Annotated in this window: 6 protein-coding genes; 3 read left to right on the top strand and 3 right to left on the bottom strand. The window is 49.4% G+C overall.

Features of this window, described 5'->3' with window-relative positions:
- Positions 1–377 precede the first annotated feature (377 nt).
- The 3 genes from OGY01_RS13205 to OGY01_RS13195 all read left to right on the top strand — a co-directional run bounded on the left by OGY01_RS13205 (position 378) and on the right by OGY01_RS13195 (position 12279).
- Positions 378–1553, top strand: a complete 1176-nt coding sequence (locus tag OGY01_RS13205) for a coiled-coil domain-containing protein (RefSeq protein ID WP_045440893.1) — start codon at positions 378–380, stop codon at positions 1551–1553.
- A gap of 613 nt (positions 1554–2166) precedes the next feature.
- Positions 2167–2745 carry a helix-turn-helix transcriptional regulator gene (locus tag OGY01_RS13200; RefSeq protein WP_048221898.1) on the top strand — a complete coding sequence of 193 codons (579 nt, stop codon included), beginning with the start codon at positions 2167–2169 and terminating at the stop codon, positions 2743–2745.
- A gap of 195 nt (positions 2746–2940) precedes the next feature.
- The gene (locus tag OGY01_RS13195; RefSeq protein WP_286493208.1) at positions 2941–12279 is read left to right on the top strand and encodes an autotransporter-associated beta strand repeat-containing protein; all 9339 of its coding nucleotides are present in this window, start codon (positions 2941–2943) and stop codon (positions 12277–12279) included.
- Between the two features lie 171 nt (positions 12280–12450).
- On the opposite strand, the gene OGY01_RS13190 is transcribed toward OGY01_RS13195, so the two are convergent.
- The 3 genes from OGY01_RS13190 to OGY01_RS13180 all read right to left on the bottom strand — a co-directional run bounded on the left by OGY01_RS13190 (position 12451) and on the right by OGY01_RS13180 (position 14619).
- Positions 12451–13218 (bottom strand): putative bifunctional diguanylate cyclase/phosphodiesterase, encoded by a 768-nt coding sequence (locus OGY01_RS13190; RefSeq protein WP_045440887.1) that lies wholly within the window; start codon positions 13216–13218, stop codon positions 12451–12453.
- 102 nt (positions 13219–13320) lie between these two features.
- Positions 13321–13902 carry a helix-turn-helix transcriptional regulator gene (locus tag OGY01_RS13185; protein ID WP_190284553.1) on the bottom strand — a complete coding sequence of 194 codons (582 nt, stop codon included), beginning with the start codon at positions 13900–13902 and terminating at the stop codon, positions 13321–13323.
- A 21-nt stretch (positions 13903–13923) separates the two neighbouring features.
- The gene (locus OGY01_RS13180) at positions 13924–14619 is read right to left on the bottom strand and encodes a flagellar brake protein (RefSeq protein ID WP_048221901.1); all 696 of its coding nucleotides are present in this window, start codon (positions 14617–14619) and stop codon (positions 13924–13926) included.
- Between the last annotated feature and the right edge of the window lie 52 nt (positions 14620–14671).

Below are 14671 nucleotides of genomic sequence, written 5' to 3'. Positions count from 1 at the left end.
CCTGTGTGGTTTTTATTGAAGGGGCTTCTTTTAACATTTCAACCTGGTTGTCGCAAGGCGCAATCGTTTGGATACGCCGGGCTGCCTTAACTCAACGCGCCGGGGCTCAGGATAAAAAATCAGAAGTCATCGCTCACGAAAATCTTCAATACCAGAGTTCGCGCAGCTTGCGGACGATATAAAAGATGAAACGAGGCTTTGAACACCCGAACAAATGCGCGTTACTGCCGCTTTTTTATAATTACCGTGAATTATTCTGGACGAAAAGGCATCGCAGGCCACAGAATGCGCTTTACTGTTTTTCCAACATTTTCAAACGGGTGAACCCACTCTGGTATCGGTCACTCGTTTTTGAGCCACGCCAGGCAACGACTGTCATGAATAAGATCATTAAACGACTCGAAATCGTCAAAAGCGCCATCGAACTGGAAGATGAGGAGATTATTTTCCAGCAGCTGGCACATCTGAAAAATGAACCATTGGCAGTCATTCCTGGTGCGATAGTACAGGCTATCGAAGAGCGACGTTTCAACGATGCCCTACGCGAAATTTCCGGCTGGTTACAATCTCAGCGAGCGGTATCAACGTGGCAAGACCCTGGCATCGCAGCCAGTAAACTCGAGCTAAAAGCGCTCGAGTCACAACTGCGAGACCTTATTGATAAGCGCAACACACACATTCAAATCCTGGATGAATTTAACGACCTGTACCATCTTCGCCTCGGGCCGTTAATGAGCCGGATTCTGGAACTGCGCAAACAACTGGCCGCCAGCGCACTGCGCAAACAGGAAGCGGAGAGAAAACGACGGGAAAAAGATTATCAGTCCTGCCAGCACTATATTTCACAGGCCGTTGATCAACTGGCAAAACTCAAGCAGCACTGGGTGAACCTGAGTTCTGACTCCCGTGAGTCCGTAGAAACCCGTCAGCGTATTCAGCAACAAACTGAGCTTATCACCGCCCTGCTGGCAGAAATCCGTGAACTGGAAAACGATTTTTCTCGTCAGGACGACAGCGCTACCCGGCAGGCTCAGGAAGAGGCCAGCCATGAATATGATGAATACCAGGAACAACAGCAGGATGCTCAGCATCGCTTTACCCGCGATCAGCGGCTATCTCCGAATGAACGTAATGAGTTAAAACGCCTGTGGCGTCAGGCCAGCCGGCTTTGCCACCCGGACGTCGTGGCAGATGATTTAAAAGAAAAGGCACATCAGATGATGGTGCAGCTTAATCAGGCGCGACAAAATGCCGATCTGGCAGCCGTTCGGGCATTGCTTACCCAACTGCAAAGCGGCCTTGAACCAATGATGGCAAGTGACCGACTGAACGATCTGGAGCATTTACGCAGCAAAATACAGCAGCTCAGAGAGCAAATTAGTGCTCTGCTCAAAGAGATTACCGAACTGGAAGCTGAAAACGCCTGGCGCCTGGCCACTTCAGTGACGGATAAAGAGGCTTATTTTTCAGATCAACAACGGGCATTAACGGAGATCCGTAACACGCTGGAAGTACAGGTACAACAAGTGGAACAAGAGCTGTTGGCCAGTTGAGGATTCTCGGGTTGCGTGATGAACACAGTGGTGATGGCATGAGTGATTTGCGCATTAAGCACGAATAGCTCATTTTGACATTAAACTTTAAGATTTACATAAAACTAAGGATAAAATCATAAAATATAAATAATTAAAGACATTTAATTCAAATATGACAATATTTTCATCTACCAACAACCCTCATACTTTACTGCCCTGACGCTGGTTAAGAATTCTCTCACCCCCTTCCCTATCTATTAAGAACACTACATATCTTATTGAATTAAAAAGATTTTTATAAAACAGCCATCTATAACCCTAAGAATCCCCTGTCTTTGTCACACTGGCTGACAGGAAACCTCGACGATTCATAAGCGAAATCTATCAATCATCTGCTCAGAGGTGAAATAAACGATTTATCTTAAATTTTCACAAAGAGTAATATCTACTTTAAGAATAGTTAATTATTTAAATCAATACAGAGAATATCTGTTAAATCCGAATAAATAAGGATGCGTTCAAACCGAAGAACGGAATACGAAATTTAATTAACACTTCACGCGTCGTAAAAAACTCTTTTTTAGCATAAAAAAGAGGCGATTGCTTGCACCAAAATTTCAAGGAGATCGTTATGTCTAAGGCTGTTTTTTTGGGTGATTCAATTTACCCCTGGCTAGGCATGCGAGAAATCCTACGTGGCTCATCATTATTAATTGATATCGCGTACTTTTCCTCACAGACGCTTTCTGCCGTCAACAAGCTATCTCATGAAACAGATTGCATCATTATTAACCCCGGCAATTCAGATTTATTAAAATATGCCCGGATTATCCGCAATATGGCTTTACATCCCTCCACGAAAATTATCGTTCTGGCAGATGAAGTCACCTTCTCTATATTTCAAACTGTTTGCGGGATGAACATGCAGTTTCTGGATCAAGACGCCAGCCTTGATCAGCTACTGCATACAATAACTCGTATCACACAAAACAAAAAATCACGCAATATCAAAGAACTGAACAATAAAATTACAGCTAACGAATTCAACGTAATGATGATGCTTGCCCGAGGCTGGTCGCTGACACAAATCGCCGGAGCATCACAAAAAAGCGAAAAAACTATTGGAGCGTACAAAAGCAACATCGCCAGAAAACTCGGTAAACATAATACCCGGCTAAAGTACACCATCTCCCACTATAGCCAGTCGTAACTTACTTATTTAAGGATATTGATAACGGTTATTTTTTAAGAGGCTTACTTTCGGCTCTTTTTTTATTCCGCATAGCCCGGAAGGGGTCTCTATTTCCGAAAATTAATTTACCCGGTAGCACACCCGCGTGCCAACCATAGCCAACAACTCAACGTAATAACACATGCAATACAGAAATGCAGACGAGGGTTATATATGAACAAGGTTTACAGCATTATTTGGAACGCGGCGCTCGGTATCTGGGTTGTCGTTTCCGAATTAACCAAAGGTAAGAAAAAAAGCAGTTCGCGTAAAACTGTCGCGGTACTCGCGGCTACAGCCTTAATTAGCACCTCGCCACTCGTAGCGGCGGATGACATCGGCAACCATGATATTTCTGTCGATTATAATAATATTGTCATTCAACCTGGTACAAATGACGACGTTCACAATGATGGCTTCCTCTACCAGAACACCACTAACGGTGCGGTGTTAAACGTCACTGGCGCATTGCCGAAGATTGAGCAAGGCCAAACCGGCCTTGTCGAATCGGCGACTATTGAGCAGTTGCTAGAGCAAAAGAAAATCACCCTCACGGCGACCATTGGGGGCGTTACCACTCCGATTACAACCGTTGAAGAACTGGAAAAGTATTACTACAACCAGCCGACGACGACGCCTGCTCAGGATGACAAAATCACCGTCATTGACCCTGCATTACAAACCCCGGCAGATATGCAGGTCTACAACACCGATGAACTGGTTCACTATCTGACCGAAACCCCGTTAGAAGGCATTACGTTAAACACCTACGACGCAGCCCTTTCAAAAATCTATAACAACTTTGGCATTGCGCAGGCCAGCAACGGTTCGACGGCCAATCTGAACATTGGTAACGATCAGAAAAATGCCCGTGATGATGAAAACACCATCAAACTCCTGGCTAAAAACAGCTCGTTACTCGAAGCCAGCGGCGCAGATAGCAAGGTTAACTGGATATCCGACAACTACATCTCATTTGGCGCCGCCCCCGTTGTCCCGAATAAAAGCTTTAACGGTTCTCAGACAATGGACCAGTTCGGCAAAGTGTTGACGATCGATACCTACGGATACGACAGCGAAGGGAATGCGGTGAAAACCGGTACCCAGGAGTTCGATATCACCAATACCGAAGAGCTTGGCGACCTTAATGACTGGCTGCTGGGCGAAAGTGATACAACGGTCTTAAATGCACAAGGGAACAAGGTAAGCCAGCTGCAACTGATGCTGGACGCCAATCGCGCCACCATGTCGCTCAAAGATGTTGAAGACTGGTATGCGAAGTTGATTACCAGCGTTTTACAGTCCGATACGGTAACCGGCTCGGTTGACTGGGACTATAAAGTCTGGACTGATGGCGAGGGTCATACTAATAACGCCACGATCGGTAATACCGAGCTGCACGCTGTCTACGCACATGGCGCGGGCGCAACAGGCACTGTGACACAAGATTCTGTACTGGCGGTAGACGGCAGCATTAATGGCGTGATGAAAGGCACGGAAGGTGCCGTTATTACGAACCAGGGCTCCCTCAACGTACTACGTACTTCCACAGGCCACAGTCTGGCGATTGGTATGCTGGCGGAAAACGCTACGGCAACCAACACCGGTACCATCAACTCCGGCTTGTTCATCGATAAAGATGGGCGACAGGCTCTGAATAGCTACGGCGCTATCGGTATGCAGGGCAAAGGGGCCAGTACCGTTACCAACGATGGCATCATTAACCAGGCCATCACGACGAATAACTATGGCACCGCCTCAGCTGCCAACCCATGGGATACCAACACCACGGTAACAACGCCAATTACGCTGGCCATCGGTATGCAATTATCGGGGAACTCTACCGGGGTTAACAACAAAACCATCAATATTGTGGACGGTAACGCCAACGGTGCCTCTTTCGGGAAAGGCACAGCCTACGGCGTTGAAGTAACTGATGGCGCAACCTTCACTAACAGCGCTGGTGCATCTATTTATCTGGGCCGTGATGGTTCCAATACCTCTCAGGATGTTGCGATGGCTGGCGGGTCAAACCTTAGCGCCGGCATCCACGCGCGAGGGACTGGTACCGTGACTAACGCGGGAGATATTACCCTCGGTACAGGCGTACGTAATGCTGCAGGTATTCTGGTTGCTGGTGCGGCCGGGAATGTCATCAACTCCGGCAAAATTTCGGTTAATGGTAAGACATCCGGGCTACCAAACTACGGGATGTCGGTACATAACAGCGGCGCCAATGCGGGTCAAACTATCCGTAATGATGGCGAGATTAATGTTAACGGCAAGAATAATATCGGCATTCATGTCCGCGCAGACAGCACGGATGCCAAAGTGACCACCAGCCAGGCCGGTCAAATTACGGTGAACGGTGAAGGAGGAACCAATGAGCGAAACTACGCCATTTGGGTTGAAGGCTCCTCCAGCAAGCAGGCAGTTGCTGATATCTCTTCCGGCATTACGCTGAATGGTACCGGGGACATCGGCGTTCACGTTCGCGGTAGCGCAACGGCGAATATTAATAACGACAGTAGCCCTGTGTTTAACAGCACCGATCAGATAGGCTATTATTTGTACGGTGCCAATGCGGTCGCTAACATTGGCAAGACGGAGATGAATGATAATGGCCAGACCAATACCACTATCTTCCGTATTGCTGAGGGCGCTAAATTTGCCGGTAACAGCAATGATCCGGTAACCGGCACGGCTTCCGATCTTAAACTGACACTCAGCGGTAAGAATTCTGTTGGTGTACTGGGTACCGGGAATAATACCCTCGTTCAAACAGGTGAAGCGACGTTCAACGTCGGTGGTCAAGGCGCATCGGCCATTGTGATTGAAGGCGGTGCAAGTGGTAATATCAGCGATAAAACCACCATTAATTTGACCGGTGTCGAAACCACTGCCGGCATCGTCGACGGCCAGGCGCATAATTTAAACGGCTCCAACCAGGGCAACCCTGTCGAAACCACCCTCATCTCTGACGCCAGCATCACCTCCGAAGCCAGCGGGAACAAGGTTATCGCGTATGTAGCGAAAAATCTGGGGAATATTATTCTCAACGCGAAAGCACTGGTGGATCTCGACAGTATCGACAGCATCGGTGTCGATGTGCAACAGGGCGGACGTTTAACAAATAACTCGTCCAACGCTTTACATGTCAGTAACGGTATTGGCGTACGCGCCTCCGGCTCTGATGCGCAGATCAAAAGGCTCGGACAGATCAAGGTCGACGATGGTACCGCTGGCGTTCTGCTGACAAACGGTGCCGTACTGGACATTACCGCCGCGGCCGGTGACTCCATCATCACGAATGGCACCGCCGACGGTATTCGCCTGGATGCCGGTGCAGGCTCTCTGACAGCCAAAGGGGTTTCCATCAGTGCCTTGGGCACTGGCGCGGGGATCCAGAACGACGCCAACAGTAGCGACATTACGCTCAATGATGTCACCATTAATGCCAACGACGGCTCAGGTATCCGTACCAGCGTTGCGCTGAATGTAAAAGACGGTGCGGGCAATAAGCTGAATGTCACCGGCAGCGGTACCGGTTTTGCTTTTGAAGAACGCGACGGTAGCGCTGTGAAGGGCGATCTGAATATTGGTACGGGTTACACCGTGCTCGTCCATAACGCAGCAGGTAATGCCACAGGGAGCGGGATCCGCGCCAATACCAGTGGTAATGTCACCACCAGCGCCGACATTACCGTTCAGGACAGCACGGGTGATTCAGCCGTTATCGCGAAAAATGTTAACTCTCTGACCAACAACGGGAAAATCATCTCTAATAGCGTCAATGGTCCGGTGATTGATGCCAGTGGCGCTAACGGTAAAACCATTACCAATACGGGAACTATCCGCGCCGCCAGCGACACAGCCGTGGCAATTCAGTCCGGTAACGGCAATGACACCATCAATATCAACGGCGTTGAAACGGTAGGTGTCATCAATACCGGAGCTGGCACGGATACCGTTAACTGGTCGAAAGGCACCTTTGCAGGTGAGATGAATTTCGCTGGAACCAGTGGAAGCAATAAAGCCAATATCGGTAACGTCGAGCTGGGCAATACGCGCCATATCATCACCGCAGCAGGTGCAGGTAACGCCCTCACCTTTACAGATACGCATGGCACGGGTGCCAAAATTGGCAGCCTGGGCAGCGATAATCTGGGCACAGGCACGAATATCGGTACCGGTTGGGACTCACTCACGCTTACCGGCTCTCAGGCCGATATGCGCATCGTGGATCGTCTGACACTGGCGAGCGAAACGATCGCCGTTAATAACGGGGCAACGCTGCGCACTGGCGACCACGGTGAGTCCAGCAGTAATGCCGCCACCATTGGCGATTACAACATCACTACTAACAACGCTGCCAGCAAAGTCATCTTTGATACAACGGGCGACAATAACCAGGCTCAAATCTATAACGGCATCATCAGCGGCAGCGGGAATTTTGAACGTGCGGCGGGCGGCACTACGATCTTCACCGCCAACAACACCTATACCGGATCCACCACCATTGATCAGAGTGGCACGCTGCAGTTAGGTTCAGGCGGGAATACCGGGGAAGTCAGCGCAGTGTCGAATATTCTCGACAACGGCATACTCACCATTAATCGTGCCAATAACGTGCTGCTTAACGGCATCATTTCCGGTATTGGCGCGCTGCAGCAAATCGGTGGCGGGACTACGCGTCTGGGCGGGAACAATGCCTATAAAGGTGATACTACCGTCACGAGCGGGGCTCTGTTGGTTAATGGTAACCAGAGTGCTGCTACTGGCATAACCACTGTCAGCAACGCTGCCACACTGGGTGGTAACGGTGTGATCGGCGGTCACGTGGTGATGAACGATGCCTCGACAATCAGCGCCGGTGACGGTGGCGCAGGCACGTTATCCATTAACGGCAGTTTGCAACTCGGCAACAAAACAACCTCCGCCTTCGAGCTGGGTCAGGCCTACACGCCTGGCGGCAAACTGAACGACCTGATTAACGTTACGGGCGATCTGCAACTTGACGGTACGCTGGATGTCACCACTTCGCAGGGCGGTAATTTCGGACCGGGTGTATACCGTATTTATAATTACGGCGGCACGCTAGATAACCAGGGGCTGGATCTGGGCGCGATCCCGGACAGTCAGGATAAGAGCAACGTTTTTGTCCAGACCTCTATCGATAAACAGGTAAACCTGGTTAACGCCAATGGCGTCACCCTGCAATTCTGGGACGGTGCGACCGTCAGCCAAAGCCACGGCGCAACGGGTATCGAAGGCGACAGCAAAATTGACGGTGGCGATGGTAAATGGATGGCGATCGGCAACCAGGGTGATAACAACTGGACGACGGCAACCGGCGAAGGCAACGCACCATGGGCACAAAAATCTTTCGCCGTGTTCACGGGCAATGCCGGTACGGTAACCGTTGATAAAGCTGCGGGTGAAGTCAACTTCTCCGGGGCGCAGTTTGACGCTGATGGCTATGTCGTCAAAGGCGATGCGCTCAACGCCTATGCCACCACAGAAAATGCGACGCATGCGGGTCAAACACCCGGGACTGGTGAACTGCTGCTGCGCGTAGGGGCCGGCGGCGCGGGGCAAAATTACACCGCCACCATAGAATCCATCATCCGTGAAGCCAGCACTAGCGATAAGCTAACACTGGTGAAAACGGACCTTGGTCGTCTGATCCTGAGCGGCGACAACGAGTATCGTGGCGGTACACGAATTGATGGCGGTACGCTGCAAATTTCTTCTGACAATAACCTCGGACAAAGCGGCACAGGTCTGGAGATCAACAACGCTTCGACATTGCAATTAGGCGCGGATCTAAGCACCGATCGTACCATCACGCTGGGTGCGAATACCGATGCAGAAGTGTTTGACCTGAACTCACATCACTTCACCCCAACCGGAGATATCACCGGTGATGGCAAACTGAAAATCACCAGCAGTACAAGCGATGCGGGCAGTACCCTGACGCTCGACAGAGCAAACAGCTACAAAGGGGAAACCGAGGTCGCAGGTACGGGCAATGCTAACAATGTTACCGTCAACGTAAGCAAAACCGGCGCATTTGGTAGCAATGACAGCAGCACAGTTACCGTTAATAAAGGCGCGACAGTTAACGTTAGCGGGACGGATACCAGTCTGCAATCGCTCACCATGAACATTGCCGACAGCCTGCTAACCCTGGCTGACAATGTGACAGCCGCGAGCGCGAAGCTGAATCTGACCGGCAAAGCGAAAGCAGTATTAACTCAGGATTCCACTGCAGGTGACGCAACGGTTAACGTCGGGAAAGACAGTACGCTGGCGCTGGAAGACAACACCAGCGGCGGCAGTGCCGATGTGACCAACAGCGGATTGATGACCTTTGCTGACCTGGCGATGGCAGAAAACGCTGTCGTCAAAAACCAGGCTGGCGGTATGGTCGACATCAGCGCGGTAAACAGCGCAACGTCTATCGGTTCGCTGTCTGGCGCAGGTAACGTTGAGCTGGGTAATAAATCCCTGTCTCTGGGCAATCTGAACTTTGATGACACTATCAGTGGTGTCATCAGCGGGAATGATGGCAACCTGGTGAAAATCGGTACCGGCACGTTAACGCTGGAAGGCGACAACACCTATACCGGCACCACGGATGTCAATCAGGGCGTGCTGCTGGTGAACGGTAATCAGTCCGCCGCAACAGGTCAGGTCACCGTGAAATCCGGGGCTACGCTCGGTGGTAACGGTATTATCGGCGGTGCAGTCGATGTGCTGGATAACGCCCATATTACCGCCGGTGCAGCGATCAACAGCGTGGGTAAACTAACGACTGGCTCTCTGACGCTCAGTGATAACGCCCAACTGGATTATCAGTTTGGTCAGGCTTATACCCCAGGCGGGGCCTTCAACGACCTGATTGATGTGAACGGTGATCTGACGCTTGACGGTAAACTCAACATTGAGACATCGCCAGGCGGAAGTTTCGACGTTGGTGTCTATCGCGTCATTAACTACACCGGTACGTTAACCAACAACGTGATGGACATTGCTAACGCGCCGGAAGCTGCAGACAGCCTGTATGTACAAACCTCGGTGAAAAATCAGGTCAACCTGGTCAACCATGCAGGACTGACACTGCGCTTCTGGGACGGCACCGGCGGTGAGAATGGCGAACTGAAAAACAACGGCGTCATCAACGGTGGTGACGGTATCTGGCAATCCAGCCAGGGCAACGACAACTGGACAACCGATGAGTCCACACCAGAAGGCGCATTAAACGCACCGTTTACCGATGCCGCATTTGCTGTCTTCCAGGGGGAAGCAGGCAACGTTACCGTTGATAACAGCAAAGGCGACGTGATCATCAGCGGTGCGCAATTCGCTACCGATGGCTATCGCGTAGGTGGTGAAGCCATCACTACCGATACGGCCGATACGTTGATTCGCGTCGGCGATGGTACTGTAGACGGTATCAACTACACCGCGACCATCGACAGTGTGATTCGCGGAACCGGTGGTTTGAACAAAGGTGATCTCGGAACGCTGATCCTCACCGGTGACAATACCTACAGCGGTGGAACCACCATTACGTCTGGTACGTTACAAGTGGCTGGTGATACCAACCTCGGGGCGGCAGATACCGGGATCACCTTCAATGGCGGTACGCTGAAATATGGCGACGCATTTGATACCGCGCGTCAGGTCACTCTGGAATCCGGCGGCGGGACATTCGACACAAATGGGTATGATGTTTCTCTGCTGACGGAAGTCGAAGGTTCCGGTCAATTGACCAAAACCGGTAAAGGCATACTGACACTGACGCTGGACAATACCTACACCGGCGGTACGACTATCGAGCAGGGCGTGTTGCAACTGGGTAACGGCGGTAATATCGGCAGCGTACAGGGGGATATCGTTGATAACGGCATTCTCAATATCGATCGTGCCGATACGCTGGCATTAACCAGTAATATCAGCGGCGAAGGCCAGTTGTATCAAACAGGCAGCGGCACCACTGTTCTGCAAGGTTCCAATACCTACAGCGGAGCGACCCTGATTGCCAACGGCGTACTCGAGGCAGGTAATACCGATACCCTGAGCGCAGCATCACACCACTATGTTGCTACAGATACCGCGCTGAATACGCAGGGTTACAACCAGACGGTGGCAGGACTGGATAACGGCGGTGATGTATCGCTCCGTGGTCAACAGGTCGGTTCAACCATAACTGTCAAAGGGGATTACCGTGGTGAAAATGGTACGTTGCAAATTGCTGCAGCGCAGAACACCAGCGGAACAGGCATTGCGGATCGCTTGATTATCGATGGCGGTCAGGCCAGCGGCAGTACCCTGCTGGATGTTGACGGTTCCGGTCTGGGCGCTCCGACAGTTGGTGATGGTATCGAAGTGGTTACCGCGATCAATGGTGCAACTACCACGGCGCAAACCTCACAGGATGCATTCCATCTGGCCAGCGCGCACATGGCTGCGGGCGCCTTTGAGTACCAGTTGCATGCCGGGAACACACAAGGCCAAGGAGAAAACTGGTATCTGAGAAGCGAATACCGTCCGGAAACAATGCTGTACTCCGGCCTCGCCAGCGTCGTTCGTCAGGGAGACATCAGCCTGTTGGGTAACATGCACCAGCGAATGGGGGATGATGTTAAACCGGGTATTGATGAAGACAACCGCGCCTGGGCCAGAATGATCGGTTACTCCGGTAAAACCAAACTGGATGATGCGGCAGGTACGCAAACCAGTTCACATACCACGGGTATCCAGGTCGGCGTCGATATGTATGCCACTGAAAGCTGGAAAGCCGGTATGTATGCCAGCGTTCTCGACATTGACAGTAACGTTCAAGGGACGAAAACGGGGAGCAATGGTAAAGGCGGCAATATCGACGACAACGCATTTTACGTCGGCGGTTATGCTACCTGGTTCTCTGACGATGGTATGTACGTCGATAACGTCCTGCAGTACGGTAACCATAAATCCCGTCTGTCCGCATCAGGTAATAATGGTTCATATAGCGTGAGAGGCAATACCCTGACGGCTTCGACGGAAGTGGGTAAATCATTCCGTTTAGGCGCCAGTGCCTGGAGTCTTGAACCGCAGGCGCAGTTGATCTACCAATACAGCGACTTCGACAACAGTACGCTGGATGGCGAAACCAAAACGAAGGTTAATCTGGATACCGCAGATTCATTTACCGCTCGTCTGGGTGTGCGCCTGGTCGCCGACTACGATACCAACCATGGCAAATTCCAGCCTTATGGCCGGGTAAACGTCTGGCAGGGTCTGGGTTCAAAAGACAAAACGCACTTTAGCAACGCGGTCGCAACCACTACGCTGGAATCATCACAGCAGTACTCCAGTACTGAAGTTGCAGCCGGCCTGAGCTGGTCTATCGACAGGAATTTGCAGGTCTACGGTGAACTGGGAACCCAATTCAGCAATGGCAGCAATAAGTCGCAGGTTGAAGCCCCGGTGAATGCATCGATTGGCTTTAAGAAATCGTTCTAACCCAGCATAAACTTAGCCAGCCTCCTGTTTTCACAGGAGGCTTTTTATGCCCGCTGACTATCAGTTCTACAGGTATGGAGCGGGAAGTTAAAACGAATGTTGCGAGCAGGCCGGATAAAGCGTCAGCGCCGCCATCCGGTGAAAATCAGGGGGTAATGAGACATTGACAGGTTAACGGTTATTTTGCGTTAACAGTGCGGGGATCTCTTCGGCCATTACCGGAGGAGAAATAAGAAAACCTTGAATTTTATCACAGCCAATATGCTTCAAACGTTCTAACTGCGAGGGAGTTTCCACCCCTTCCGCCAGCACCTCAATACCAAAATTGTGTGCTAATGAAATAATACCTTCGACGATCTTTGTTGATCGGGTGTCCGGTTCAATTCCTGCGACAAATTCTTTATCAATTTTTAAGGTATCAAAAGGATATTTCAACAGGTAATTAAGATTAGCATGCCCGGTGCCAAAATCATCCAGAGCTAACTTCACCCCTATCGATTTCAACTCTGTCATATTTTTAGCTGCTATATGGCAGTCACGCAAAGGTGAGGTTTCCGTGACCTCTATTTGGCATCGGCGGGCCGGGAGTCCGCAAGCAGCAAGGTTTTGCCTGATACGTTGGGGTAAAAGGGGATCGCAGAACTCAAGTGCGGAAATATTTACTGATAACGAAAGGGGATCGGGCCAGGCTGCTGCAACGTCCCACGGAGGATTGGTAACCATATCTTCAATTGAAAATATATTGCCGCGGTCTTCCAGTAGCGTAATAAAAACATCGGGAGAAATCATGCCCATTTGCGGACTATTCCAACGCATAAGTGCTTCAAACCCGCTAATTTTCTGGGTGGGCAAGTCAAATATAGGCTGATAAACCATATAAAGCTGAGTGGTATTCACCGCCTTTTCAAGCGCATTTAGCAGCTCACTGGAATTTAACATCCCCCCTTCCCCCTTTGTAACCATATAAATTAAAAACCAGTTAAAGTCACTCCCAGGTTGTATCTACTTTTATGCGTGTGATATCAGAAAAGAACGGATAGGTTAGGGTAAAAAAGACAAACTATGTGTAAACCTGACAATCAACTTGTTCAAATCAGATGTATTGCTCAGCCCCAGTTTGGTGACGGCCTTCATCTTGTGAGCCTGAATAGTTTTATAATTCAGGCTAACTAACTCCGAAATTTCTCTGGCTGTATAACCATTTACCAGCAGATTCAGAATCTGCTGCTCTCTTTCGGTTAATCTTTTTTGCGAACGATACAGTCGGGGATTCCATTTCCCTACTGCTAACGTGGCTAATTGAGAAAAATCACGCAATGAAGACTTTTCAGTCAAGACAATCACTTTCTCAATATATAATAACTCAACACATAATTTCGCCACCAAACTATCGGCAACAATCACGATAACGTTATTATAAAATTTAAATCTGTTTTTATTCAAATACTGCACAATTGCGGAACATGGCTGTTCATTGTTAATGATATTAAAAACCATGGTTTGATGCTGGCCCAATGATGATTGATGCAACATGTCCTCAAACTGGTAGGTTTTGATCGGTACATGTTTGCTTGTCAGATAGGCGAACATACCGTTGCCTACAAAATTATCACTGCCACACATCAACATCCTGTTCACCATTCCTTATAAACTTCTGATCTTGTTACTCATTAAAAATTTGATGATTATTTTCTCAACTTCTGCCTCTTCACGACGGTTCCTGAAATCAAACCCGCATGAAATCTGATAGCAGGAATACAATTGATTATCCTCATCAAATTCGTTGATCATGACGACATCAATAACTTTTAAATCAAGCTGTAAATTTCCAAACGTATCAAAATCCAGAGAGGCACCTTTAATCACTGCATCTTTATAAAGAAAACGTGCATTCACATCTTTAACAATTAATGCGCAACCGCCCTGTGAGATGTTTTTTATCTTAAATGAGTAGTTTTCTCCGTTTTTGTAACGACCAAAACAGAAAAAATCATAGCCCTTCAAAAAAGAGAACCGCTGATTCTGTCGCTGCTGGGCAAAGAAAATCATATCCGGGATGGCATAAGATAATCCTGCCTCCGCACCTGCTGTCGGACTCTTTTCGAGTCTGGCGCTGAATTTGATAATCCCGCTATCGCTGTGCAGGATAAAGTATTGGACCTTTTCAGGGATGATGTCTTCGTGCCAGGAAATCATAAAGTGTTCAAAATCAATCTTTTCTAACTGCGTGATAACACTGCTGTTTTCACATAAGACTTCCAGCTTCGTCTTCTTGTGCAACTCCTCACGAAGGATGGCGATGATTTCAAACTTGTTTTCCTTGGCTAATCCAAAACTCATACAAAAACCCTTATTTCCATATTTAAGATATGTCTCGGTCTCAGTCTCGATT

It is taken from the genome of Citrobacter sp. Cm038 (assembly GCF_030333105.1).
Classification (GTDB): Bacteria; Pseudomonadota; Gammaproteobacteria; order Enterobacterales; family Enterobacteriaceae; genus Citrobacter; species Citrobacter murliniae.
The sequence above is the reverse complement of the archived record's forward strand: the minus strand, read 5'-3'. Positions and strand labels throughout refer to the sequence as shown.